Source organism: Rhodococcus sp. Leaf225 (genome assembly GCF_001426145.1).
Lineage (GTDB): Bacteria > Actinomycetota > Actinomycetes > Mycobacteriales > Mycobacteriaceae > Rhodococcoides.
On record NZ_LMRN01000007.1, the window covers coordinates 139956 to 164292 of the forward strand.

The following is a 24337-nucleotide window of genomic DNA, read 5'->3' on the forward strand; positions in this document are numbered from 1 at the left end:
CGCTGGTCACAGCTGTCTGTGACCGGCCCCATTGCACTCCCCGCCAGGCATGGTTAGGCTCGCCTTACAGTCGCTCGATCCCCCGAGCGTGCCGCAGGCGAGGAGGTCCGATGTCGACAGCGTTCGAACTCGACGCCGCGACGCTCGATGCGGAACCCGGCTTCTATCCGGCGTCGGTGCTGTCCACGACGGCGATCTCACCCAGCATGGTGCGCATCGTTCTCGGCGGCCCGTGGGTGGAACGGTACGTCGGCGTCGAGGCACCGGACGAGTGCGTGACCGTGTACTTCCCGCCCGCCGTCGACGACGTCCTGCCGCCGATGACCTGCTGTAAGGGCGTGTGGGGCTACCACGACGCGGCGACGCGGCCGGAGTGCCGCAACTACACCGTCCGCATGCGCGACGACGACACGCTGACCATCGACTTCGTCCTGCACGAGAGCGGCGTCGCGTCTGACTGGGCGCGGCTGGCGCGCCCGGGCCACAGCGTCGTCCTCTCGCGCCCCCGCTCCTGGTACCGGTGTCCCGAGGACGCCGCGTGGCAACTGCTCGTGGCGGACCAGACGGGTCTGCCGGCCATCGCCCGAGCACTCGAGCAGGCACCTGCCGGGCTGCGGACCCACGTCGTGCTCGAGGTCCTCGACCCCGCCGACATCCAGTCGTTCGACACGGCGGCGGACGTCACCGTCGACTGGCGCGTGGGTACCGGCAACGGTGTGATGCCGAGCGTTCTCCCCGATGCGGTCGCGTCGTACGAGCGTCCCGCGGGCTCCGGATACGTGTGGTTCGCCGGTGAGGCGGGCGCGTCCCGCGCGGTGCGCTCCCACGTGCGCAAGCAGTGGGGCATGAGCACCCGTGAGTGCTCGGTCATCGGATACTGGCGCGAGCGCGCCGAGGAGTGGCTGGCCTCCTACAAGCGGTACGAGGCGATGGCGCTCGCGGGCTACAAGCGCGCTCTGCGCGAGGGCAAGTCGGAAGCGCAGGCGCAGGACGAGTTCGAGGCACTCCTCGAGCGCGTCGGCCTCTAGCTCTTCTCGGGATCGGCGATACGGCCACCGGGCATCGCGAGCGCGGCGATCAGCAGCAGGACCGCTCCGCCGATCACCGTGTAGAACACGATGTGCAGACCGTCGCCGAGTTCGGTCGGCGATGCGTCGTCTCCGACGGTGGCATTGACGATGGCCCCGCACACCGCGATGCCGACGGCGCTGCCGAGGTTGCGGGCGAACGTGTTGGTGGAGGTGACCACTCCGCGCTCGGACCAGTCGACACTCGACTGCGCCGCGATGAGCGCAGGGCCCGCGATCAGCCCCATCCCGGCTCCGATCACGAGGCACCCGACGCAGATCTCCCACACCGACGACGTCGTGGTCCATCCCAGTGTGAGCAGCGAACCGGCCGTGACGATCGACCCACCGATGACCGCGGTGCGCCGGAACCCGATGCGCAGATACACCCGACCCGACTGTGACGACATCAGCGGCCACGACAGCAGGAGCGGTGCGAGGGTGAAGCCGCCCGCCAGTGCGCTCAGCCCCAGTACGCCCTGGACGAACGTCGGGACGTACGTGGTGAGCGTGAGCACGACGGCGCCGATGACGGCGCCCACGGCGCTCGTGGCGGCCAGGACGCGACGCGTCAGCACCCACAGTGGCAGCACGGGGGACGCGACGCGTCTCTCGACGAGCACGAAGGCGGCGAGCCCGGCCACTCCGACGGCGAATACCGCGACACTCGCTCCCGACGTCCACGCCCACGATTGACCACCCTCGAGCAGCCCGAGGATGAGGGCGCCCGCGCCGACGGTGAGCAGCGCGGCGCCGACGTAGTCGATGCTCTGCCGCGTCGACGGCCTCGCCGTCTCGTCGAACTTGCGGATCAGCATCACCGCCGCGACCAGGCACAGCGGGATGTTGACGAAGAAGATCCAGCGCCACGAGAGGAACTCGGAGAAGATGCCGCCGAGACTGGGACCCACGATGGACGACATCGCCCACACGCTGGCCAGATAGCCCTGCGCCTTCGCTCGCTCGCGCACGGTGTAGATGTCGCCGGCGATCGTCTGCACCATCGGTTGGATCGCGCCCGCGCCGATGCCCTGGATCGCCCGGGCGACGATGAGGGCGGGCATGCTCCAGGCGATCCCGCACAGCACCGAGCCGATCGCGAAGACGGCGATGCCGAACAGGACGAGACGCTTGCGGCCGAAGAGATCCGCCAGCTTGCCGTAGACCGGCACGGTGACGGCCTGTGCGAGCAGGTAGATCGAGAAGAGCCACGGGAACTGGGAGAAGCCGCCCAAATCGTCGACGATGGTGAGGACGGACGTGGCGATGATCGTCGAGTCGAGGGCGACGAGCGAGTTGCAGAGCATCAGCGCCGCCAGGATCGGGCCTCGTTCGGACCGGAATCCGACCTGCACCCTGTCCGTCGTCGTCACCCGCCACGCTCCTTCGTTCGCCTCGGTACCGAGGGTCCCTCCGAACACTGCCAGACACCGCCACCACCGCGATGCGCGGCACGACTACGCTCGAACGTCGTGCGCCCCTCTCTCTCGCAGTATCCCCATCTGGCGGCCGGCAAGGTCCGCGACCTGTATCGCATCGACGACGACCATCTGCTCCTGGTGGCGAGCGACCGCATCTCCGCGTACGACCACGTGCTGTCGACGCCCATTCCTGACAAGGGTCGCGTGCTCACCGCGATGAGCGTGTTCTTCTTCGACACTCTCGGCGTGCGCGATCACCTCGCCGGAGACGCGGAGGATCCGCGGATCCCGCAGGAGGTGCTCGGCCGCGCGCTGGTGGTGCGCGCGCTGCGCATGGCGCCGGTCGAGTGTGTCGCCCGTGGCTACCTCACCGGGTCCGGGCTGCTCGACTATCGTGAGACGGGTGCGGTGTGCGGCGTTCCGCTCCCGGACGGTCTCACCGAGGCGAGCACGCTCCCGGAGCCGATCTTCACCCCCGCCAGCAAGGCGGCGATCGGCGATCACGACGAGAACATCGACTTCGATTCCGTGGTCGCCCTGGTCGGAGCCGACACGGCGGACAAGCTGCGCTCGGCGACGCTCGACATCTACGCGCGCGCCGCGGAGTTCGCCGCCGGACGCGGAATCATCCTCGCCGACACCAAGTTCGAGTTCGGTGTCGACGACGACGGCGAGGTGGTCCTCGCCGACGAGGTGCTGACTCCCGATTCGTCCCGGTACTGGCCGCTCGACGGCTACACCGAGGGGCAGGCGCAGCCGAGTTTCGACAAGCAGTTCGTCCGGGACTGGCTGACCGGTGAGTCCGGATGGGACCGCCACGGCGACGCACCGCCCCCGCCGCTGCCCGACGACATCGCCGACCGCACCCGGTCGCGTTACGTCGAGGCGTACGAACGACTCTCGGGTCTCTCCTTCGACGATTGGGTACGACCGTGACCGACATGCAGACGCACGACGCACAGCAGACGACACCACCGATCGCCAAGACCGTTCCGCACACGCGCACCCACCACGGTGACGTCGTCGTGGACCCGTACGAGTGGTTGCGGGAGAAGTCGGATCCCGAGGTCGTCGCGTACCTCGAGGCGGAGAACGCCTACACCGAGGCGCAGACGGCCCACCTGGAGCCGCTGCGCACGGCGATCTTCGACGAGATCAAGTCGCGCACACAGGAGACCGACCTGTCGGTGCCCACGCGCCGCGGACTCTGGTGGTACTACGGGCGCACGCTCGAGGGCAAGAGTTACGGCATGCAGTGCCGCTGCCCGGTCGCCTCGGTGGACGACTGGACGCCGCCCGCGCTCGAACCGGGTGTCGAGGTCCCCGGCGAGGAGATCGTCCTCGACGCCAACGTGCTGGCAGAAGGACACGATTTCTTCTCGCTCGGCGCATTCTCCCTGAGCGACGACGGACACCTGCTCGCGTACTCCGTCGACACCGCCGGCGACGAGCGGTACACGTTGCGCATCAAGGATCTTCGTACCGGAGAGCTGTTCCCGGACGAGATCGAGCAGACCGCTCCCGGAGCGACCTGGTCCGCCGATCAGCAGTACCTCTTCTATCAGACCGTGGACGACTCGTGGCGTCCGGACAAGGTGTGGCGACACCGGATCGGGTCGCCCACGTCCGAGGACGTGGTGGTCTTCCACGAGCCGGACGAGTCCTACTGGGTCAGTTTCGGATCCACGCGCAGCGAGAAGTACCTCGTGATCTGGGTGGGGTCGAAGGTCACCACCGAGGGCTGGTACCTCGACGCGCAGGATCCGACGGGCGAGTTCCACGTGATCCTGCCGCGCAGGGACGGCGTCGAGTACAGCGCGGAGCACGCCGTGGTCGCGGGCCGCGACCGGTTCCTGATCCTGCACAACGACGTCGTCGACGGAGTGAAGGCGGAGAACTTCGTCCTGGCCGACGCGCCGGTGGAGGACCCGTCGGACATGACGATTCTCCTGGAGCACGCCGACGACGTGCGGCTCGAGGACGTCGACGCGTTCGCTCACCACCTGGTGCTGTCGTACCGCCGGGAAGCCGTGCCGCGCATGGCCTTGTGGCCACTGCTCGACAGCGGCTACGGCGAGCGTCACGAGCTCGAGTTCGACGAGGAACTGTTCTCGGTGGGTCTCGGCTCGAATCCGGAGTGGGACGCACCGCTGCTGCGTTTCGGCTACACCTCGTTCATCACGCCCTCGCGCGTCTACGACTACGACCTGGCCTCTGGCGAGCGCATCCTGCGCAAGTCGCAGCCGGTGCTCGGCGATTTCGACCCGACGCGGTACACCCAGACCAGGGAGTGGGCGACGGCGGAGGACGGCACGCGAGTGCCGCTCTCGGTGATCAAGCGCGTCGACGTCGAGGTGTCCGAGGGCGGCGCGCCGACGTTGCTGTACGGGTACGGCTCGTACGAGGCGAGCATGGACCCGGGCTTCTCGGTGTCGAGACTGTCCCTGCTCGATCGGGGCATCGTGTTCGTCATCGCGCACGTGCGCGGCGGCGGGGAGATGGGCCGCCTCTGGTACGAGGACGGCAAGATGCTGCACAAGAAGAACACGTTCACCGACTTCGTCTCGTGCGCACGGCATCTGATCGACACCGGGGTGACGTCTCCCGATCGTCTGGTGGCCGACGGTGGCAGTGCGGGCGGCCTCCTCATGGGAGCGGTGGCCAACCTCGCACCCGAACTGTTCGCGGGCATCCTCGCCAACGTGCCGTTCGTGGATCCGCTCACGTCCATTCTCGACCCGTCGCTGCCGCTCACGGTGATCGAGTGGGACGAGTGGGGAAACCCGCTGGAGGACAAGGACGTCTACGACTACATGAAGTCGTACAGCCCGTACGAGAACGTGGCGGAGAAGGACTACCCGGCCGTCCTGGCCATCACCTCGATCAACGACACGCGCGTGCTCTACGTCGAACCCGCGAAGTGGATCGCCGCTCTGCGGGTGAAGAACACCGGCAGCGAGCCGATTCTGCTGAAGACCGAGATGAGTGCCGGGCACGGCGGGGTCAGCGGGCGATACGAGAAGTGGAAGGAGATCGCCTTCGAGTACGCGTGGGTGATCGAACGCACGGGTGCGATTGCCACGGGTGGCCGCGATACGGCAAGCTGACGGCGTTCGCCGGGGGGTGGACTGCAGCGAATGACGGTCGGGGGCCGCAGTGAGTGAACGTCGTGATGTCGAGTTCGTGTCCGGGGACGCCACCTGTGCGGCGTGGCTGTACCGTCCGGACACACCGAGCGAGCGGCAGCCGATCGTCGTCCTGGCCCACGGTCTGGGCGGTGTCCGCGAGATGCGGCTCGACGCGTACGCCGAACGGTTCACCGCTGCCGGCTACGCGTGCCTGGTGTTCGACTACCGCCACTTCGGCGCCAGTGGCGGCGAGCCACGGCAGCTCCTCGACATCAGGCTCCAACTCGAGGACTGGGCGTCGGCCATCGCGCACGCCCGCACGATCGACGGGATCGATCCGACCCGAGTGGTGCTGTGGGGTTCCTCGTTCGGTGGTGGCCACGTCCTCGAGGCCGCCGCTCGAGACGGTCGGGTCGCCGCGGTGATCTCCCAGTGCCCGTTCACCGACGGGCTCGCGTCGGCCCTGGCCACGCCGCTGAGCACGACGCTCAGGATCACCCCGCTCGCCGTCCGGGACATCGTCGGATCGCTCCGGGGCAAGCCTCCCGTGATGGTGCCGCTCGCCGCGGAACACCGTGGTGTCGCACTGATGGCCAGCACCGATGCGCTCGACGGGTACCTCGGTCTGCAGCCCCCCGGTTCCGCCTTCTCCAACGAGGTGGCGGCTCGGTTCGCACTCGCCATCACCCGGTACTTCCCTGGCCGGGCGGCGAAGAAGATCACCGCGCCGGTGCTGTTCTGCGTGTGCGATCCGGACACCGTCGCACCGACGAAGGCGACCCTGCGCCATGCGGCGAAGGCGCCTCGCGGACAGATCGAGGTGTACCCGTACGGCCACTTCGAGATCTATGTCGGCGACCCGTTCGAGCACGTGGTGGCCGATCAGATCGCGTTCCTGGAGCGCACGGTCCCGCTGGGCTGACTCACCGCCAGCGGTACCGCACCTGGGGCCGTCCGGCCCTGCCGTACTCGGTGTGCCGCTCGACGAGCCCGTCGTCGGCGAGCCGTTCGAGATAGCGCCACGCCGTCACCCGGGAGACGCCGACGGCCTTGGCTGCCTCGGAGGCCCCGAGTCCCTCGGGCTGTGCCCGCACGCTGTTCGAGATCTCGGTGAGTGTCGCCGGAGCGATGCCCTTGGGGGAGGCGGCGCGCTCGTCCGCGGTGCGCAGAGAGGCCATGGCGCGGTCGATGTCGCGTTGACTCACCGCCGACTCGCCGTCGCGCAGGGCGCTGCGAAACTCGCCGTACCGTTCCAGCTTGTCCCGGAACGCCGCGAAGGTGAAGGGCTTGAGCAGGTACAGCACCACCCCGTGCGCGACGGCGTTGCGCACGACGGCGAGGTCGCGCTCGGAGGTGATGGCGATGACGTCGGGTCCGGGGCGCAGTCCACCGAGTGCGGCGGCGACGTCGATGCCGTTGGCGTCCGGCAGCCCGATGTCGAGCAGGACCAGATCGAACGGCGACCCGTCGGCGATGGCCTTGGACGCCGCGCGCATGGCGCCCGACGCGGTGTGCACCATCGCACCCACGGTGAAGCCGGGGACACGACCGACGTAGCTCGAATGGGCTTCCGCGATCAGGGGTTCGTCCTCGACGATCAGCACGCGGATGGTGGTGTCGTCGGGACCGGGTGCCTCACTCATGCGGGATGCTCGCGGTGACGACCGATCCGTAGGTCGTCTCCGACGTCAGGGTCCCGTGATGGCGTTCGACCACCTGGGTGACCAGCGCGAGACCGAGGCCCCGCGAGCCGGACTTGGTGGAGTAACCGCGGGTCCGTGCTCTCGCCAGGGCGTCCGCGTCCATTCCCGGTCCACTGTCCGCCACCTGGATCACGAGGTCCGTCTCGCTCTCGCGCACGGTCACCTCCACCCACGGCTCGTCCGACTGCTTCGCTGCATCGATCGCATTGTCTATCAAATTTCCGGCGAGAGTGACCAATTCGCGTCGGTCGAAGGACTCGGTGTCGGTGAGGGCGGTGTCCTCGGTGACCGTGAGCTCGACGCCCTGCTCGGCGGCCTGGCTCACCTTGCCCAGCAACAGTGCTGCGACCGCGGGTTCCTGCACCGTGCTCATGAGCCGGTCGATGAGGTTCTGCGACAGCTCGAGTTCCTGGGTGGCGAACTCGACCGCCTGCTCGGTGCGGCCGAGTTCGACCATCGTGATGACGGTGTGGAGACGGTTCGCCGACTCGTGCGCTTGCGAGCGCAGCGACTCGGCGAAGGACGTCATCGAGTCGAGTTCGCCCATGACACGCTGCAATTCGGTGTGATCGCGCAGCACGGTCACCGTGCCGAGCCGGCGGGACCCGTGCAGGACGGGGTCCTGGGTCACCACGAGGACACGCGTCGTCGTCAGGTGCATCTCGTCGCGAACGGCGGTGTCGCCCAGTCCGCGCAGCGATTCCGGAAGGCGCTCGCGCGTCACGGGACCCTCGGGCAGGTCCAGCAGCCGCCGCGCCTCGTCGTTGACCAGCTCCGCCTCCGAGTCGTCGCCCCACACCACCAGCCCCTCGCCGATGGAGTGCAGGACGGCGTCGTGGTGCTCGTACATGCTGCGCAGCTCGTCGGGCGCGAGCCCGAGGGTCTGACGACTGAGCCGCCGATTGAGTAGATAGGACGCCGCGAGGGCCACGCCGAGTGCCGCCGCGATGATGCCGAGGACTGCCGGGAGCCCGGCGACGAACTGACTGGAGATCTTCTGGCGGGTGACCCCGGCGGAGACGAGCCCCACGACGCGGCCGTCGTCGAGCACGGGCGTGACGGCGCGGATCGACGGTCCCAGAGATCCGCGGTACGTCTCGGTGAACGTCTCGCCGGCGAGCGCCCGGTCGATCGTGCCCGTGAACTGCCCGCCGATCAGCTCGGTGGTGGTGTGGGTGAAACGCGTGCGGTCGGGCGACATGACGACGATGAAGTCCATCCCCGTCGCGATGCGCACGCGCTCGGTCACCGGTTGCAGCGCGGCTGTGGGATCCGCACTCGCGAGTGCGGTCACCGTGGACGGGGCAGTCGCGATCGAGACGGCGATGTCGACGACCTCCCGGCGGATGCTCTCGTCGCTGTCCCGGCGGGCGTCGACGAGGGCGAGAGCGCCGCCGAGCGTCACGAGGAGCACCACGACCGCGAGCTGGCCGACGAGGAGCTGCCGCGCCACACTGCGGCGACGCCGGGTGTTCGTGCTGCTCACGGGGTTCCTCCGGGTTCGACTGTTCTGCTCACGACGTGCGCGTGACCGCTGTACACATGAACGAAATGAACTCATTGGTGACTCGGGTCACGCTCATGGACCACCATTCCATTCAGACAAGCGTGATCCACCTCACGCCACGATCGTAAGGACAACCATGACCGCCAGCATCGACGCCGAACCGTACGACGCGACCCCGCCGCCCAAGAAGAAGCGGGACAAGACCCACTGGCTCTACATCGCCGTGATCATCGCCGTGATCGGCGGTGTCATCGTCGGTCTCGTCGCACCCGAGGTCGGGTCGAGCCTCGGCGTGCTGGGCACCATGTTCGTCGATCTGATCAAGATGATGATCAGCCCGGTCATCTTCTGCACCATCGTGCTCGGCATCGGGTCGGTCAAGGCCGCGGCCAGCGTCGGCAAGGTCGGCGGCCTCGCCCTCGGTTACTTCATCACGATGTCCACCTTCGCCCTCGCCATCGGCATGGTGGTCGGCAACCTGATCCAGCCGGGAACCGGCCTGAACATCGAGCCGAACTCCGGCGCTGTCGGCAAGCTCGTCGAGACCGCGGAAGGTGCCGGCGGCACGCTCGACTTCATCCAGGGCATCATCCCGACGTCGCTGCTGTCGTCGCTCACCGAGGGCAGCGTGCTGCAGACCCTCTTCGTCGCGCTGCTCGTCGGCTTCGGCCTGCAGGCCATGGGCAAGCAGGGTGAGGGCATCCTCCGCGGCATCGGCTCGATCCAGAAGCTCGTCTTCCGCATCCTGGCCGGCATCCTGTGGCTCGCCCCGATCGGTGCCTTCGGCGCCATCGCCAAGGTCGTCGGTGACACCGGCTTCGAGGCCGTGGTCCAGCTGGCCACCCTCATGCTGGCCTTCTACCTGACCTGCACCATCTTCGTCTTCGGCATCCTCGGCACGATCCTGCGCTTCGTCTCCGGCGTCTCGATCTTCAAGCTGGTCAAGTACCTGGCCCGTGAGTACCTGCTCATCGTCGCCACCTCGTCCTCCGAGTCGGCCCTGCCGCGCCTCATCGCCAAGATGGAGCACGTCGGAGTGCAGCGCACCACGGTCGGCGTCGTCGTCCCCACCGGCTACTCCTTCAACCTCGACGGCACCGCGATCTACCTGACGATGGCCTCGATCTTCATCGCCGACGCCATGGGCAACCCGCTCGGACTCGGCGAGCAGATCTCGCTGCTCGTCTTCATGATCATCGCCAGCAAGGGTGCGGCCGGCGTCTCCGGCGCCGGCCTCGCCACGCTCGCCGGTGGTCTGCAGAGCCACCGCCCCGAGCTGCTCGACGGCATCGGCCTCATCGTCGGCATCGACCGGTTCATGTCCGAGGCTCGCGCCGTCACCAACTTCTCGGGTAACGCCGTCGCCACGATGCTGGTCGGCACCTGGACGAAGACGATCGACAACGAACGCGTCAAGGACGTCCTCGCCGGCAAGCTCCCGTTCGACGAGACCACGATGGTGGACGACGGGCACGGAGAGGCCCGCGATCCGGAAGCCAAGCCCGACCTCGTGAAGAACTAGCACCGCACGCACCGACCGAGAGCGGGCGCATCCTCCACACAGGGAGGGTGCGCCCGCTCTCGTGCTCACGGGTTACCGGCCGGTACTGTGAGCCCATGACAGAACTGCAGAACGTCGGCATCAGCACTCTCGGCGGCGCTCCCACCTCGCTCGAGGAGTACAGCGGCCGCGCGGTGCTCGTGGTCAACGTCGCCTCGAAGTGTGGCCTGACCCCGCAGTACACGACGCTGGAGAAGCTGGCCCGCGAGTACGCGGACCGCGGACTCTCGGTCGTGGGCGTTCCCTGCAACCAGTTCGGTGGCCAGGAGCCCGGCTCGGCCGAGGAGATCGAGACGTTCTGCTCCACGACGTACGACGTCACCTTCCCGCTGATGGAGAAGGTCGACGTCAACGGCGAGAACCGGCACCCGCTCTACGAGATCCTGACGCAGACCGCGGACTCCGAGGGGAACGCGGGAGACGTGCAGTGGAACTTCGAGAAGTTCCTCGTCTCGCCGGACGGCGAGGTCGTGGGCCGATTCCGCCCCCGCACCGAACCGGACGCCCCTGAGGTTCTCGCGGCGATCGACAAGGTGCTGCCCGTTCAGACTCTCTGACGTCGCCCGGCGTTCACGCGGGACGAGACCGTCGTACACCTCGGTGTGCGACGGTTTCTTCATGAGTGCACGTCTGATCGTGTCCGTGTCCGGTATCCGCGACGAGACCCGCGACGCCGCCGCCGAGTTCGCCGCGGAGATGGATCGCCGCGACATCGAGTTGTCGCTTCTCGTGGCCCCGCGGTTGAAGGACAAGTACCGCCTCACGCGCGACACCGAGACGCAGGACTGGCTGCGCATGCGCCGCGATCACGGAGACGCACTGGTCCTGCACGGATACGACCAGGCGGCCACCAAGCGGCGTCGCGCCGAGTTCGCGACCCTCCCCGCTCACGAGGCGCAGCTGCGGTTGCGCGCCGCGGACCGGGTCATGGAGGAGATCGGCATGCGCACCCGCGTGTTCGCACCGCCCCGCTGGGTCGCCTCACCGGGTGCGGTGTCCGCCCTTCCCACGGTCGGGTTCCGCGTCTTCGCCGGGCTCGCCGGCATCCAGGACCTCGAGCGGGGAACCACGGTGCGCGGTCGGGTCCACGGTATCGGTGAGGGCTTCGGCACCGGATCCGGTGGCTACGTCTGGGAGCCCGGGTCCACGGAACCGTGGTGGTGCCGCGCGCTCGTCATGGGTGCCGGCCGTACGGCTCGCCGCGGCGGCGTGGTGCGACTGTCGGTGAGCGCCAAGCAGCTCGGCCGTCCGGGCCCCCGTGCCGCCATGCTCGACGCGGTGGACCTGGCGCGCTTCCACGGTGCGACGTCGGCCCGCTACGAGTGGGTTCCGCGCTCACGCACCGCTGTCGCCTGACCCGGCCGCGACCTGCGCGTCGTACAGGTCGTAGGGATCCGCGATCGGCATCCCGAGGGCCTCGGACAGGGACTCCGCCGACCAGCTCGTTCCCTCGGCATCGGTGTCCACGGCGCCGTCCGAGGTGAGGTTCGACCGGAAGATGCCCGCGGCGGACGCGGGCAGGAAGTCCTCGTAGACAACGGGTTCGAGCCCGTCCGGCGTGCGAAGGTAGTAGGCCAGTCCGCGCTCCGCCATCTCCTGATCGGTGCCGGGGAAGTGCTGCGCCCACTCCCGGGCAGCGGCCTCGTCGGAGAGGCCGTCCACCCGCGCCATCGCGGTGTCGTACACCTCCCGGCCGCGGCGGGTGAGGGCGACGCCCCGTGCCTCCACCTCACCGAAGCGGACGCGGAGCCGATCGGAGAACGTGGCACCGGACGCGTCGCGAAAGAGTCGAGGTTCGGCGAGAGCTCGGAACGATGTCTGGCGCAACAGCACCGGCGCGGTCCACCGAGGGGGTCCCTGGATCCGGTCGATCATCTCGATACCGCGCTCGGCCATGCGGCGGTACAGGTCGTCGATGTCGAGCACCCGCGGCGTCAGGTGGTTGATGTGCGTCGACGACACCCCGCCGATGTCCGCGGCCACCGACGACACGGCTTCGAGCTCGTCGTACCAGGCGCGATCGACGGGCTCCGTGCCGAGTTCGAAGACGGCGACGGCGCCGTCGACGAGCGTGGTGGCCTCCGGTTCCGGTAACCCGCCGTCCTCGGCGGCACGGACCGCGAGGCGCACCAGGTCGGGCGGGACGAGCGTGCGCGCCTCGAGTGCGGTCGAGAGTCGCTGCTCCAGATCGGCGGTGAAGAATCTGCGGTCGTCGACGACGAGCATGGAGCAGAACACCCGGAACGGGTTGCGGGCCAGCTCGATCGAGTCCACGGGCCGGAACGCCGTGGACACCACCGGTATCGGGGTGGCGGCGTCACGCAGATCGTAGAAGCCGACGGGGTGCATGCCGAACCCCCCGAACAGTCGTGCCACGTCGCGCAACTCGGCGACGGTCCCCACCCGGACGGCTCCGTGCCGTTCCGCCGTGACGCGGTGGAGGGTGCCGAGGCGCTCGGCCTCGGCACCCTCGCGAGCCACCACGTCCGCGTTCACCGCGGTCGCCACCTCCACCAGCGTCGTGTACGCCGGGACCTCACGGCCGTACATCGCCGAGAGGGCGACTGCGAAACGAGCGCGGAGATCGGACGCCGGGATCATGCGACGACGCTATCGCTGTCCGACCCGTTCCGGCACCCGGACGGCCACCAGGATGTCGTCGGAGACGTGGGGGGTTCCGGGTGCTGCCTCCACCAGTCGTGGACGCGTCTCGTCGACCGTGACGGTCCACTCGGCGGGGTCGAGGGACTCGGCGACGGAGTGGGGGCTGTGGAAGTCCGACGGATCGAACCCTGCCCAGCGGTGTCCGGGCGACGGGGTGTGGCCGACCATGAGCAGCGTGCCGCCGGGCGCGACGGTGTCGACCAGTCGCGCGAGTCCGTCGGTCGAGTCGTCCTGCAGGATGCCGAAGTAGTGCAGCGTCAGCAGATCCGTGGAGTGCGGCGGCAGCGGGTCGGTCAGCAGGTCCCTGGCCAGCCACGTCACACCGTCGTGCAGTCCGCGTGCCCGCTCGACGGCCACCTCGGAGATGTCGACGCCGGTGACGGTCCAGCCGCGTTCCGCCAGCCACACGGCGTCGGCGCCCTCACCCGATCCGACGTCGACGGCGCGCCCGGGGGAGAGGTGCTCCGCGTACTGGACCAGTGTCGGGTTGGGATTGCCGCTCCACCGCTTGTCCGACTCCCGGTACAACTCGTCCCAGAAGTGCCCGTCCAACGCCGGACGGGGGCGCCCTGCCTGGACCGCCTGGTCGAACTCCTCGGCGATGAGGTTCGCGTTGACGTGAGCGCCGGCGAGGGCTCCCTGCGCGGTGGAGGCGATGACCGTGGCCGACGGGTCGGTGACGTTGCCCGCCGCCCACACTCCCGCCACGGTGGTGGCACCGAAGGAATCGACCTCGACGACGTCGCCGAGTCCGGTCGCGTGCGGCACTGTGGTGAGGCCGAGCGATCCGAGAAGTTCACTGCGAGCGGTGAAGCGCAGCCCCACGGCGAGAGCGTCGACCGCGACCTCGGTCCCGTCGGCCAACCCGACCGCACGGAGGCGATCCTCCCCGGTGAGCACCGAGGTGACCTTCTGCTCGACGATCTCGATGCCGCGCGCGGTGAATTTCTCGCGGTCCTCGTCCGCCAGAGGTCCGCCGTCGGTGAAGAAGGTCAGGTTCTCTGTCCACTGCCGCCACATCGAGGCGTGATGGATGCTGAACGGCCCGGTGCTCAGGACGCCGATGCGGTGATCCTGGATCTCCCACCCGTCGCAGTAGGGGCACTGCACGACGTCCCGACCCCAGCGTTCCGCCAGACCGTCGACGGGCGGGAGCAGATCGGTGAGTCCGGTCGTCACCACGATGCGCCGCGCCGAGAAGGCGCGTCCGTCGTCCGTGGTCGCGGAGAAGTGCCCGACGTGACCGCCGAGTGCGGTGACCGTGGCGTCGACGATCGTGACGTCGTATCGCTCGAGGTCGGCTCGGCCGTTCTTCAGGTAGTCGAGCGGCGAGGTGTGGTCCCGACCCAGCACGCCGTGCATGTGCGAGGCAGGTGCGTTGCGAGGAGTTCCGTTGTCCAGAACCAGGACTCGCCTACGGGCTCGGCCGAGCATGAGTGCGGCGGACAGTCCGGCGGACCCGCCGCCGAGGACGATGACGTCGGCGTCGACGTGGTGGTGTGAGGTCATGCGGACACTGTGCGCCCGAGTCTGCGGATTTGACAAACATATTTGCCGAAACTGCAATATGAGGTATGGACGACTTCGACGGTGTGATCAGTGCGATCGGTCCGCGCCTGCGCGCTCTCCGCGTCGCGGCGGACGTGACCCTGGCCGCGGTGTCCGAACGCACGGGCATCCCGGTGAGCACGCTCTCCCGGCTCGAATCGGGGCAACGAAAGCCCAGCCTCGAGCTGTTGCTGCCGTTGGCCAAGGTGTACGACGTTCCCCTGGACGACATCGTCGACGCCCCCGAGACCGGAGATCCGCGGGTGCAGTTCACGCCGGTCACGACGAACGGCGTCACCGTCGTCCCGCTGACGCGCCGGGCGGGCGGGCTGCAGGCGTTCAAGCAGATCGTCCCCGGAGATCGCTACGAGGAGAACCCGCGGTTGGGGTCTCACGAGGGTTATCACTGGATCTACGTGCTGAACGGGAAGCTACGACTCATCCTGGGCGACCAGGACCTGGTGCTGGGTCCGGGTGAGGTGGCCGAATTCGACACTCACCTTCCGCACTGGTTCGGCAGCGCCGACCGCCGGCCCGTCGAGTACCTGGGAATCTTCGGACCGCAGGGCGAACGGATGCACGTGAAGGCGACGTATTCGGGGCGCTGAGGACCTTCGTGGTCAGGGGATGTGCAGGAGGCGCCCGACGACCTCGCCCATCAGTTGCGGGGGCACGATGCCCGGCTGGGCGAGTTCCTCGACGGCCAGACCGTTGCTGAGCGCCAGGATGACGAACGTGACCCACTCCGCGGGAACGTGCAACGTCGCTCCGGAGCTCTCGGTGACGCTGACGACGGCGTCGGTGACCGCCGCCCGGAGCTGCGCCCTGTGCTCGGCGAAGCGGGCACCCACCTCGGGATCGCGAAGGGCCCTCGACCAGTAGTCCATGAACAGCAGATGCCAGTCGCGATTGTTCGAGATCGCCTCCGTGAGACGGGTACTCAGCACGCGCTGGGCTTCCCGCAGGTCGGAGGGGAGCTCGGCGAGCAGGTCGACCGACATCCGCGCCCGACCGAGCACCTGCCGGTCCATCAGCTCGTAGAACAGCCCCTCCTTGGAGCCGAAATTCGAGTAGACCGCGCCCTTGGTGAACCCGGCCTGCTCGGCGATGGCGTCGAGGGTGGCGTCGGCGTACCCGCGTCGACCGAACTCTGTCATCGCGGACGCGATGATCCGCTCGCGAACCTCGCTGCGAGGGGGGCGGGTGCTCGGTTCGGCGCTGCTCACTCGGGAAGAGTACCGCTCGATACCGACGGTATCGAAAACATGGTTCGCCGTATACGGTGAGGTCATGGGGATACGAGAGTGCGATGTCGTCGTGGTCGGTGCGGGTCTCGCAGGACTGGTCGCGACAGCGGAACTGGTCGAGGCGGGCAAGCGCGTGATCCTGCTCGATCAGGAGAACGAGGCGAACCTCGGCGGCCAGGCGTTCTGGTCATTCGGCGGGCTGTTCCTCGTGGACAGCCCGGAGCAGCGTCGTCTCGGCGTCAAGGACTCCTACGAACTCGCCCTGCAGGACTGGATGGGATCAGCCGGCTTCGACCGTCCCGAGGACGAGTGGCCTCGCCAGTGGGCCGAGGCCTACGTCGCCTTCGCGGCGGGGGAGAAGCGCTCCTGGTTGCGCGAGCGCGGCTGGAAGATCTTCCCGGTCGTCGGGTGGGCCGAACGCGGCGGCTACGGCCCCACCGGCCACGGCAACTCCGTGCCGCGATTCCATCTCACCTGGGGTACCGGGCCGGGACTGGTGGAGATCTTCGAACGCATCGTGCGGGACGGTATCGACCGCGGCAGCGTGATCCCCGCCTTCCGGCACCGGGTCGACGAAGTGGTGGTGACCGACGGTGTCGCGACCGGTGTACGCGGCGCCGTCCTGGAGCCGACCGACGTCGCCCGCGGCGTGACGTCCTCCCGCACCGTGGTGGGGGACTTCGAGATCCGGGCCGGCGCGGTGCTGGTGACCTCCGGCGGCATCGGCGGCAACTGGGACCTGGTGCAGAAGAACTGGCCGAAGCGCATGGGCCGCACCCCTTCTCACATGCTCTCGGGCGTACCGGCGCACGTCGACGGTCGGATGCTGGAGATCTCGCGTGCCGCGGGCGGGAACATCATCAACGAGGACCGCATGTGGCACTACACGGAGGGCATCACCAACTGGGACTCCGTGTGGCCGAACCACGGCATCCGCATCCTGCCGGGTCCGTCGTCGCTGTGGCTCGACGCGTCGGGTCAGCAGCTACCGGCGCCGCTGTTCCCCGGCTTCGACACGCTCGGCACTCTCGAACACATCGTGTCGACGGGACACGACTACACGTGGTTCCTCCTCGATCAGAAGATCATCGAGAAGGAGTTCGGACTCTCCGGTCAGGAGCAGAATCCGGATCTGACCGGCCGCGATCTGCGCAAGCTTCTCGAGCGAGTCCGTCCCGGCGCACCCGGCCCCGTCGAGGCCTTCAAGCAGAAGGGCGTCGACTTCGTCGTCGCCGACACGGTGGCAGAACTGGTCGCCGGAATGAACAAGATCGGTGACGTCACGCTCGACGCCTCCGACGTGGAGAAATTGGTCGTCGCGCGAGATCGTGAGATGGACAACGACTTCAGCAAGGACCTCTCGGTCTCGGCGATCCACGCGGCGCGCAACTACCGAGGCGATCGCCTGGCGCGCATCGCCACACCGCACAAGCTGCTCGACGAGACCGGGCGTGCCGCAGCGGGTCCGCTGATCGCCGTCAAGTTGCACCTTCTGACGCGAAAGTCGCTGGGCGGGTTGCAGACCGACCTGAACTCCCGAGTGCTCCGAGCCGACGGCACGCCGTTCCCGGGGCTCTACGCGGCCGGCGAGGTCGCCGGCTTCGGTGGCGGCGGTGTGCACGGGTACCGCTCGCTCGAAGGCACCTTCCTCGGGGGGTGCATCTTCTCCGGACGCGCCGCGGGACGCGCCCTGCGGCGCTAGGTGTACTGCAGCCGGGGAGTCATCCCAGCGCCCACTGCACGTTCACCGAGACACTGACGGTCTGCTGCCCCGGCTCGATCGGCACCGCGGACGAGACGGAGCTTCTGTCGAAGCTGGGCGCCGACTCCTGGCCGGTGATGTTCTCGGTGATCGACAGGACCTTGCCGAGATCGCTTCCCGCCAGGGACGCGTACTGCTCGGCTCGGTCGCGAGCGTCCGCGAATGCCCGTGACCGAGCGTCGGCGATGAGGTCGGAATCGTCGTCGATGCGGAAGGACACGCCGGACACTCGGGTCGCGTTCCCACCTGCGCGGGTGGCGTCGCCCAGCACCGCCGACGCTCGCGACAGGTCGCGCACGGTCACACCGAGGATGTTCGACGCCCGGTAGCCGGAGATCGTGGAGGTTCCGCCCCCGAACCCGTCGGCATACTGCGGGTCGATGGACACCTGCCGGGTCTGGATGTCCGCGCGGTCCACTCCGGCAGCGGCGATCGCCTCGGTCACCGCAGTCACCGCGGTGTTCGCCTCGTCGATCGCCGTCGTCACGTCGTCCGCCGTCGTCTCGACACCGATCTGAGCGGTGAGAGTGTCCGGGGTGCCCTGGATCTCGCCGACCCCGGACACGGAGATCCCCGGCGGTGTGTCGGTGGCCGACGCACCGGACTCCCCGGTCCCGCATGCCGCGGTCGCCGCCACGACGGCCAGCAGGGCGGCAGATCCGATGACCTTCGAGGTACTCCTGGTCCACGTCATCGGGTCAGTGTCCACGACGGTCCGGGAATGTCTAGAGCGACGTGCCCGTCTCCTCCTCCAGGGCGCGGAACTCCGTCCCTTCGCCCGCGAGGCCCGACAGCATGCCGTAGTAGATGCCGCGCGCGTCCGGCGCGACGATGGCCTGGTGGATGGGAACGGCCAGTCGCGGAGAGACGGCGCGGAGGAAGTCGATGCCCTCGCCGATCTTCATCCACGGGGCCGCTGCGGGAAGTGCCAGCACGTCGATCTCCACGTCGGGAACGAAGAGCGAGTCGCCGGGATGCATCAGCTGCCCGGGCTGTTCCGGCGTGCCGAGGAGATACGCGATGTTGTCGATCAGCGGGATGTCCGGGTGGATCGTCGCGTGCGTGCCGCCCGCACCCGTCACCTGGACGCCCCCGATGGAGAAGACGTCTCCCGCGTTCACGGCGGTCCACCGATCTCCGAGCTGGTCGGCCGTCTGCGGGTCCGCGTACAGCGCCGCGTCGGGGTTGGCTTCGAGGAGCGCCGGCAACCGATCGGTGTCGACGTGGTCCGCATGCTGGTGCGTGATCAGGATGGCGTCGAGGCCGGTGATGCCCTCGAACCCGTGAGAGAAGGCGCCGGGGTCGAACAGCACCGTCGATCCCGCCATCGACACCTGAATGCACGAATGTCCGAAGTGAGTCAGCTCCATGGTTCCCCAGTATGCGCCGGATTCGTGGAGCGGTTCGGGACTGGGTAAAGTGCCTGCTGGATCTGCCCTCTTAGCTCAGGAGCTCTCACGTGGCCCGTGTGGTTGTCGACGTCATGCCCAAAGCGGAAATTCTCGACCCTCAGGGGCAGGCCATCGTCGGGGCGCTGCCGCGACTCGGTTTCGCCGGTGTCTCCGACGTCCGTCAGGGCAAGCGGTTCGAGCTCGAGGTCGGCGACGACGTCGACGATGCGACTCTCGACCAGATCGCCGAGACCTTCCTGGCCAACACCGTCATCGAGGAATGGAAAGTGACCCGGCTGTGACTCGCCTCGAAGATCGACCGGCCTCCGGCCTTCCCGCCCGGATCGGTGTGATCACCTTCCCCGGCACGCTGGACGACATCGACGCCTCGCGCGCGGTCACGCTCGCAGGTGGTGAGGCCGTCAGCCTCTGGCACGGCGACGCCGATCTGAAGAACGTCGACGCCATCGTCGTCCCCGGCGGTTTCTCCTACGGCGACTACCTGCGCGCCGGCGCCATCGCGCGCTTCGCCCCCGTCATGGATGCGGTCATCGACGCAGCGAAGGGCGGCATGCCCGTCCTCGGTATCTGCAACGGCTTCCAGGTGCTGTGCGAGGCCGGACTCCTGCCCGGCGCCCTCACCCGGAACGCCAACCTGCACTTCACGTGTCGCGATCAGTGGCTCACGGTCGAGAGCACGTCCTCGGCGTGGTCCTCGCGGTACGAGGCGGGCGCCGAGATCCTCGTTCCGCTCAAGTCCGGTGAGGGTCGCTTCCAGGCGTCCGAGGCGGTCCTGGACGAGCTCGAGGGCGAGGGACGCGTCGTGTTCCGCTACTCGGGTGACAACCCGAACGGTTCGCAGCGGTCCATCGCGGGCATCTCGTCCGCCGACGGGCGCATCGTGGGACTCATGCCGCACCCCGAGCACGCCACCGAGGCACTCACGGGCCCCAGCGACGACGGCCTCGGCATCTTCTACTCTGCGCTGGACGCGATCGTCACGGCCTGACGGTCACCGCCCAGGAGTGCGGCCGCAGGTCGTTCTCCACTCCGTCGGCTGCTGCCACGATGTCTCCGGCCGGTCGAGGCACGGGTGCGTCGCCGATGTTCGCCGACAGCACCAGTGTCGTCGTGCCGTCCGTCGCGGTGAGGGTGACCGCGGTGTTCTCCAGTCCGGACACCTCGGCGTGCGCACGGTGCAGCCACGGGAACCGTCGCCGCATCGCGATCAGGGCCTGGTGGCGCCGGTAGTGCGGCCATCCGTACGGCGCCAGATCGTCGGGTGTCGCCGGGAACTCGGGTCGGATGGCGTCGTCGCCACCCACCCGCTCCTCCTTGATCCCGTGGAATCCCTGCTCGTCGCCGTAGTACACCGTCGGCGTTCCCGCCACGAAGAACAGCAGCGCGGCGGCGATGTCGGCATCGTCGTCGTCGAGGGTGGACGCGATCCGGGTGACGTCGTGGTTGCCGACGAACGTCGCCGGAACGAACGTGGGCAGCAACTCGTCGTGGCGCCCCAGCGCGTGGGCGAACTCGAAGAAGTTCGCGTCCTTCAGGGCGCTCCACGTCGCCTTCCACAGCTCGTACTGCGTGATCGAGTCGAGTCCGGACTCCCGCACGTACGACGCGTAGTCCCCGTGGATCATCTCGCCGACGATCCAGGCGTCGGGATGTGCCTCTCGCACACGGGGGAGCACCGCCGCCCAGAAGGCCGGTGAGACCGCGTACGCCGCGTCGAGCCGCCATCCGTCGACACCGCGGTCGAGCCAGTGCGTCATGACCTGTGCGACGTGCTCCTGCACCGCCGGCTCGTCGTGGTTCAACTCGACCAGAAGATCGTGGCCCTCGAACGTGCGCGGCCGACCGTCCTTCCAGCGGAACCACCGTCCCGCGTCCGAATCGGGCCCGTCCTGCTCCGCACGAACGAACTGCGGGTGGCTCCTGCCGACGTGGTTGAAGACGCCGTCGAGCAGAACTCGGATGCCCTTGGCGCGTGCCGCACCGATGAGTGCGTCCATGTCGCTGTCGGTTCCCAGACGGGAATCGATGCGGAGATGGTCGACGGTGTCGTAGCCGTGGGTCTCCGACGCGAACACCGGGCCGAGTGCGAGGCCGTTGCACCCGAGCTCGAGGAGGTAGTCGAACCAGCCCTCGATCCGGTCGAGTCGGTGTTCGGTGCGGTCCACTGCCTCGGCCTCGGCGCCGACGAACCCGAGGGGGTACACCTGCCACCAGATGACGTGATCGACCCAGTCCTGCATCGCATTTCCCCCTTTTTCCCGGTCTCGGCGAGGGTTCGCCGAGCGACGGTCTGCTTGTCGGATCGCACAATTCGATTCCGGTTGTGTAGTGACTGTCACTATGAGTAACTGACGTCGGCGGACGACCGTTCGTCACCACCGTGCCAAGGGAGTCACCATGTCCTCCGACCTCACCGATCTGCTCGAACTCTTCCAGAACCTGTCCGGGATCGTCGACGCGCTCGGATCGATCTTCGACGGACTGTCCTTCTTCAGCTGACCCGATCATCCCTGTGGGGCGAACTCGGCCGAGTCCGCCCCACAGGTGTGCCCGGCGTGGAATGGCAGGAGTCGGCGTCGGATCGGGTCGGAGTCCACGCGAGGCGACAGTGCTGGTGACAATGGCTCGCCGGTGGCCCGGCGTTGCAGGTGGTGCACAAATCGACCCGTGAGTCGATTCTCGTCACCGAATCGCGACAATTTTCGGGTTGCGAGCCATTCTTTTGTGTGGATTACTTAGCAAGCGGGCAACAAGCCCACCAACCTCACAAAGGGAGCTCCTCATGACCGACCTCGCCAGCTTCGTCGACCTTCTCGGTGCACTGTCCGACATCTTCGGTGGCGCCGGAAGCTTCCTCGACGGCCTGAGCTTCTTCAGCTGAACCCTTCTCGACTCGTGATGCCGGGTCCACCCTCGTGGTGGGCCCGGTATCGCTGTCTCCGCACCCCGTCTCTCTACGATCGGTGACCATGGCGTCCCTCACCTCCGCGACCGCGGCCGGCCTCTGTTCCTTCGTCGACGCGTCTCCGTCGCCGTTCCACGTCGTCGAGACGGTGGCCTCGGAACTGGCGGCGCACGGGTTCACCGCCGTGGCCGAGACCGACGCGTGGCCCTCCGAGCCAGGCCGCTACCTCGTCGTCCGCGGCGGCTCGATCATCGCCTGGTCCACCGAACGTGCACCCGATGCGGCCTTCCGCATCGTGGGCGGACACACCGACAGTCCGAACCTCCGCGTCAAGCAGAACCCCGATCTCGACGTCGCCGGGTGGCAGATGGTCGCCCTGGAGCCGTACGGCGGCGCGTGGCTCAACTCCTGGCTCGACCGCGATCTCGGCATCTCCGGCCGTCTCGGTGTGCGTGACGGCGGCTCGGTGCGCGACGTCCTCGTGCGCGTCGACCGTCCCATCCTGCGGGTGCCCCAACTGGCGATCCACCTGTCGGAGGATCGCAAGGGAGTGCACCTCGATCCGCAGAACAACGTGAACGCGATCTGGGGCGTCGGGCGATCACCCCACTCGTTCATCGGGTTCCTCGCCGACGAGGTCGGGGTGGATCCCGGTGACGTGCTCGGGTGGGAACTGATGACCCACGACCTCAATCCTGCTGCAGTGGTGGGACTCTCGGACGACCTCGTCAGTTCGCCGCGACTGGACAACCAGGGCACCTGCTACGCCGGAACCGAGGCGCTGGTCGTCGCGGCCGCGCAAGCCGACGACTGCATCCCCGTCCTCGCACTCTTCGATCACGAGGAAGTGGGCAGCATGTCGGACCGTGGCGCGTTCTCGGATCTGATGAACACCGTCCTCGAGCGCATCGTGCTCGCGCGTGGTGGCGGCCGCGAGGAGTTCCTGCGCGCGATGGCCGGGTCGATCCACGCCTCGGGCGACATGGCGCACGCGACCCACCCGAACTACGTCTCGCGGCACGAGCCCGCGCACCGCATCGAGGTCAACGGTGGCCCGGTGCTCAAGGTCAACCAGAATCTGCGCTACGCCACCGACGCCGCCGGTGCCGCGGCCTTCGCCTTGGCGTGCGAGCGAGCCGACGTCCCGCTGCAGCGATACGTCCACCGAGCCGATCTGCCGTGCGGCTCCACCATCGGCCCCATCACCGCCTCCCGCACCGGTCTGTCCACCGTCGACGTGGGTGCCGCGCAGCTCGCCATGCACTCCGCGCGCGAGGTGATGGGCGCACACGACGTCGACATGTACGCCGACGCCTTGGCTGCGTTCCTGGGGGCGTAGCGCTGGGTCGGGCTGCGCTGAGTGCCGGTTGCTTCCTGCTGTTGGGCCGCCTGGCGATCCGATGCCGCCGGGCGGTGCGCGAGATGGTCAGCGCACGCTACGGGATGTGCGCTGCACCGGGCGGTGCGCGCGGGCCGCGTGGTGTTACGGGAACCCCGTCGACGCGGCCGACGAATCCTGCTGCCGTACAGGGCCCGGCGGGGGAGACTGGCGGGATGGAGATCGCGCAGTGGTGGCCGGCCGTCACGGCGGAGACTCGGGACTGGCTGGTCGAGCACAACGGTGAGCCGCTCCCGTCCGCCGTGAGGGACGACGTGCTGCGCGTGAACGGCGATCTCACCGACCCGTCGTGGTGGGCCGGTGAGTCCGTCGACGGGTCGTCCGAGCTGACGGACGCGGCGACGGACTGGATCGAGTCCGCGGCGAACGAGGGGTGATGAGTTCCGGCGTCCGGCATGGTCTGTCCCGCAGTGATCGGCGACCGGCGCCGGTTCTTCACGAGGGCGGTACACGATGCGTGCGGTGACGGCAGGGCTCTTCCACTCGGTGGACGGTGTGGTCGAGGCTCCCGACCAGTGGCAGTTCGACAGTTTCGACGACGAACTCGGCCAGTCCATGGGCGGGTTCATGAGCAGGACCACCACCGCCGTCATGGGTCGGGTCGCCTACGAGTCGTGGTCGGAACACTTCGGCAACGCGGGGGCGGACGACCCCTTCGCCGGCCTCATCAATCCGGTGGAGAAGTTCGTCGCCTCACGCACGCTCACCGGAGATCTCGCATGGCAGAACTCGACGCTCATCGACGGCGATCCGGTGGAGTTCGTGCGTCGACTCAAGCAGACCGACGGTGGCGACATCGCGCTGGTGGGCGGCGTCTCTCTGGTCCGCCAGCTCTTCCTGGCCGGTGTGCTCGACACCCTGACCCTGATGACGCACCCCGTCGTCGTGGGCAAGGGCCAGCACCTGTTCGAGCCGGGGGATCCGCTCACTCGTCTCGTCCTGACGAACTCCCTCGTCACGAGCAAGGGCAACGTGGTCGTCGACTACGCCGTCCAGGGGGACTAGAGGCCGGT

General features: G+C 68.3%; 23 protein-coding genes. 14 read left to right on the forward strand and 9 right to left on the reverse strand.

The window, feature by feature from the left end:
• The first annotated feature begins 110 nt into the window (after positions 1 to 110).
• Positions 111 to 1028 carry a siderophore-interacting protein gene (locus tag ASG69_RS00780; protein ID WP_056446669.1) on the forward strand — a complete coding sequence of 306 codons (918 nt, stop codon included), beginning with the start codon at positions 111 to 113 and terminating at the stop codon, positions 1026 to 1028.
• Here the strand turns inward: ASG69_RS00780 and ASG69_RS00785 are convergent.
• The gene (locus ASG69_RS00785) at positions 1025 to 2440 is read right to left on the reverse strand and encodes an MDR family MFS transporter (protein WP_056447490.1); all 1416 of its coding nucleotides are present in this window, start codon (positions 2438 to 2440) and stop codon (positions 1025 to 1027) included. The genes ASG69_RS00780 and ASG69_RS00785 overlap by 4 nt on opposite strands.
• Positions 2441 to 2539: 99 nt before the next feature.
• Here ASG69_RS00785 and ASG69_RS00790 point away from each other — a divergent pair, with 99 nt between their 5' ends.
• The 3 genes from ASG69_RS00790 to ASG69_RS00800 are packed head-to-tail and all read left to right on the forward strand — an operon-like array spanning position 2540 to position 6538.
• A complete protein-coding gene (locus tag ASG69_RS00790; RefSeq protein ID WP_056446672.1) occupies positions 2540 to 3424 on the forward strand; it encodes a phosphoribosylaminoimidazolesuccinocarboxamide synthase in 885 nt (294 codons plus the stop codon).
• Positions 3425 to 3429: 5 nt separating this feature from the next.
• A complete protein-coding gene (locus ASG69_RS00795; protein ID WP_056447493.1) occupies positions 3430 to 5595 on the forward strand; it encodes a S9 family peptidase in 2166 nt (721 codons plus the stop codon).
• A gap of 49 nt (positions 5596 to 5644) precedes the next feature.
• A complete protein-coding gene (locus ASG69_RS00800) occupies positions 5645 to 6538 on the forward strand; it encodes an alpha/beta hydrolase (RefSeq protein ID WP_056446674.1) in 894 nt (297 codons plus the stop codon).
• A gap of 1 nt (position 6539) precedes the next feature.
• On the opposite strand, the gene ASG69_RS00805 is transcribed toward ASG69_RS00800, so the two are convergent.
• Positions 6540 to 7259, reverse strand: a complete 720-nt coding sequence (locus ASG69_RS00805) for a response regulator (protein ID WP_037184018.1) — start codon at positions 7257 to 7259, stop codon at positions 6540 to 6542.
• The gene (locus ASG69_RS00810; protein WP_027504311.1) at positions 7252 to 8805 is read right to left on the reverse strand and encodes a sensor histidine kinase; all 1554 of its coding nucleotides are present in this window, start codon (positions 8803 to 8805) and stop codon (positions 7252 to 7254) included. Before ASG69_RS00810 ends, ASG69_RS00805 begins: the two co-directional genes overlap by 8 nt.
• A 157-nt stretch (positions 8806 to 8962) precedes the next feature.
• On the opposite strand from ASG69_RS00810, the gene ASG69_RS00815 reads away from it, so the two are divergent.
• From ASG69_RS00815 to ASG69_RS00825, 3 genes are all read left to right on the forward strand, one after another.
• Positions 8963 to 10348 carry a cation:dicarboxylate symporter family transporter gene (locus tag ASG69_RS00815; RefSeq protein WP_027504310.1) on the forward strand — a complete coding sequence of 462 codons (1386 nt, stop codon included), beginning with the start codon at positions 8963 to 8965 and terminating at the stop codon, positions 10346 to 10348.
• A 95-nt stretch (positions 10349 to 10443) separates the two neighbouring features.
• Positions 10444 to 10944: a glutathione peroxidase gene (locus ASG69_RS00820; protein ID WP_056446677.1), complete on the forward strand. Its 501-nt coding sequence runs from the start codon at positions 10444 to 10446 to the stop codon at positions 10942 to 10944.
• A 61-nt stretch (positions 10945 to 11005) separates the two neighbouring features.
• Positions 11006 to 11743 carry a DUF2334 domain-containing protein gene (locus tag ASG69_RS00825; protein WP_027504308.1) on the forward strand — a complete coding sequence of 246 codons (738 nt, stop codon included), beginning with the start codon at positions 11006 to 11008 and terminating at the stop codon, positions 11741 to 11743.
• Here the strand turns inward: ASG69_RS00825 and hglS are convergent.
• Both hglS and ASG69_RS00835 read right to left on the reverse strand, forming a co-directional pair.
• Entirely contained in the window at positions 11723 to 12988 is a 1266-nt protein-coding gene (gene hglS, locus ASG69_RS00830) for a 2-oxoadipate dioxygenase/decarboxylase (protein WP_056446680.1), read from the reverse strand. The genes ASG69_RS00825 and hglS overlap by 21 nt on opposite strands.
• A gap of 9 nt (positions 12989 to 12997) precedes the next feature.
• The gene (locus tag ASG69_RS00835) at positions 12998 to 14560 is read right to left on the reverse strand and encodes a bifunctional NAD(P)/FAD-dependent oxidoreductase/class I SAM-dependent methyltransferase (protein ID WP_056446684.1); all 1563 of its coding nucleotides are present in this window, start codon (positions 14558 to 14560) and stop codon (positions 12998 to 13000) included.
• Positions 14561 to 14625: 65 nt separating this feature from the next.
• Between ASG69_RS00835 and ASG69_RS00840 the strand changes: the two genes are divergently transcribed.
• Positions 14626 to 15207: a helix-turn-helix domain-containing protein gene (locus ASG69_RS00840; RefSeq protein ID WP_056446687.1), complete on the forward strand. Its 582-nt coding sequence runs from the start codon at positions 14626 to 14628 to the stop codon at positions 15205 to 15207.
• Between the two features lie 12 nt (positions 15208 to 15219).
• Here ASG69_RS00840 and ASG69_RS00845 read toward each other — a convergent pair whose 3' ends face one another.
• On the reverse strand, positions 15220 to 15825 hold the full coding sequence (locus tag ASG69_RS00845; protein ID WP_056446690.1) for a TetR/AcrR family transcriptional regulator: 606 nt from the start codon (positions 15823 to 15825) through the stop codon (positions 15220 to 15222).
• Between the two features lie 64 nt (positions 15826 to 15889).
• On the opposite strand from ASG69_RS00845, the gene ASG69_RS00850 reads away from it, so the two are divergent.
• Positions 15890 to 17548, forward strand: a complete 1659-nt coding sequence (locus tag ASG69_RS00850) for an FAD-binding dehydrogenase (RefSeq protein ID WP_056446693.1) — start codon at positions 15890 to 15892, stop codon at positions 17546 to 17548.
• Between the two features lie 19 nt (positions 17549 to 17567).
• On the opposite strand, the gene ASG69_RS00855 is transcribed toward ASG69_RS00850, so the two are convergent.
• Both ASG69_RS00855 and ASG69_RS00860 read right to left on the reverse strand, forming a co-directional pair.
• Complete coding sequence (locus ASG69_RS00855; protein WP_027504304.1) at positions 17568 to 18302, reverse strand: SIMPL domain-containing protein; 735 nt, start codon at positions 18300 to 18302, stop codon at positions 17568 to 17570.
• Between the two features lie 31 nt (positions 18303 to 18333).
• Positions 18334 to 18978, reverse strand: coding sequence for an MBL fold metallo-hydrolase (locus ASG69_RS00860; RefSeq protein WP_027504303.1), 645 nt, complete (start codon positions 18976 to 18978; stop codon positions 18334 to 18336).
• Between the two features lie 89 nt (positions 18979 to 19067).
• On the opposite strand from ASG69_RS00860, the gene purS reads away from it, so the two are divergent.
• Both purS and purQ read left to right on the forward strand, forming a co-directional pair.
• Positions 19068 to 19301 (forward strand): phosphoribosylformylglycinamidine synthase subunit PurS, encoded by a 234-nt coding sequence (purS, locus tag ASG69_RS00865; protein ID WP_027504302.1) that lies wholly within the window; start codon positions 19068 to 19070, stop codon positions 19299 to 19301.
• Complete coding sequence (gene purQ / locus ASG69_RS00870) at positions 19298 to 20008, forward strand: phosphoribosylformylglycinamidine synthase subunit PurQ (RefSeq protein WP_235578796.1); 711 nt, start codon at positions 19298 to 19300, stop codon at positions 20006 to 20008. Before purS ends, purQ begins: the two co-directional genes overlap by 4 nt.
• Here the strand turns inward: purQ and ASG69_RS00875 are convergent.
• A complete protein-coding gene (locus tag ASG69_RS00875; protein ID WP_056446699.1) occupies positions 19998 to 21260 on the reverse strand; it encodes an alpha-amylase family protein in 1263 nt (420 codons plus the stop codon). The genes purQ and ASG69_RS00875 overlap by 11 nt on opposite strands.
• 729 nt (positions 21261 to 21989) lie before the next feature.
• Between ASG69_RS00875 and ASG69_RS00880 the strand changes: the two genes are divergently transcribed.
• From ASG69_RS00880 to ASG69_RS00890, 3 genes are all read left to right on the forward strand, one after another.
• On the forward strand, positions 21990 to 23264 hold the full coding sequence (locus tag ASG69_RS00880; RefSeq protein ID WP_056447496.1) for a M18 family aminopeptidase: 1275 nt from the start codon (positions 21990 to 21992) through the stop codon (positions 23262 to 23264).
• 215 nt (positions 23265 to 23479) lie between these two features.
• Positions 23480 to 23701 (forward strand): hypothetical protein, encoded by a 222-nt coding sequence (locus ASG69_RS00885; RefSeq protein ID WP_056446702.1) that lies wholly within the window; start codon positions 23480 to 23482, stop codon positions 23699 to 23701.
• 85 nt (positions 23702 to 23786) lie between these two features.
• Complete coding sequence (locus ASG69_RS00890; protein WP_200933703.1) at positions 23787 to 24329, forward strand: dihydrofolate reductase family protein; 543 nt, start codon at positions 23787 to 23789, stop codon at positions 24327 to 24329.
• The last annotated feature ends 8 nt before the right edge of the window (positions 24330 to 24337 follow it).

Coding starts and splice junctions, on each gene's coding strand:
- ASG69_RS00780 (WP_056446669.1), top strand. CDS start 111: ATGTCGACAGCGTTCGAACTCGACGCCGCGACGCTCGATGCGGAACCC.
- ASG69_RS00795 (WP_056447493.1), top strand. CDS start 3,430: ATGCAGACGCACGACGCACAGCAGACGACACCACCGATCGCCAAGACC.
- ASG69_RS00805 (WP_037184018.1), bottom strand. CDS start 7,259: ATGAGTGAGGCACCCGGTCCCGACGACACCACCATCCGCGTGCTGATC.
- ASG69_RS00815 (WP_027504310.1), top strand. CDS start 8,963: ATGACCGCCAGCATCGACGCCGAACCGTACGACGCGACCCCGCCGCCC.
- ASG69_RS00820 (WP_056446677.1), top strand. CDS start 10,444: ATGACAGAACTGCAGAACGTCGGCATCAGCACTCTCGGCGGCGCTCCC.
- ASG69_RS00825 (WP_027504308.1), top strand. CDS start 11,006: ATGAGTGCACGTCTGATCGTGTCCGTGTCCGGTATCCGCGACGAGACC.
- hglS (WP_056446680.1), bottom strand. CDS start 12,988: ATGATCCCGGCGTCCGATCTCCGCGCTCGTTTCGCAGTCGCCCTCTCG.
- ASG69_RS00835 (WP_056446684.1), bottom strand. CDS start 14,560: ATGACCTCACACCACCACGTCGACGCCGACGTCATCGTCCTCGGCGGC.
- ASG69_RS00840 (WP_056446687.1), top strand. CDS start 14,626: ATGGACGACTTCGACGGTGTGATCAGTGCGATCGGTCCGCGCCTGCGC.
- ASG69_RS00850 (WP_056446693.1), top strand. CDS start 15,890: ATGGGGATACGAGAGTGCGATGTCGTCGTGGTCGGTGCGGGTCTCGCA.
- ASG69_RS00855 (WP_027504304.1), bottom strand. CDS start 18,302: ATGACGTGGACCAGGAGTACCTCGAAGGTCATCGGATCTGCCGCCCTG.
- ASG69_RS00860 (WP_027504303.1), bottom strand. CDS start 18,978: ATGGAGCTGACTCACTTCGGACATTCGTGCATTCAGGTGTCGATGGCG.
- ASG69_RS00875 (WP_056446699.1), bottom strand. CDS start 21,260: ATGCAGGACTGGGTCGATCACGTCATCTGGTGGCAGGTGTACCCCCTC.
- ASG69_RS00880 (WP_056447496.1), top strand. CDS start 21,990: ATGGCGTCCCTCACCTCCGCGACCGCGGCCGGCCTCTGTTCCTTCGTC.
- ASG69_RS00885 (WP_056446702.1), top strand. CDS start 23,480: ATGGAGATCGCGCAGTGGTGGCCGGCCGTCACGGCGGAGACTCGGGAC.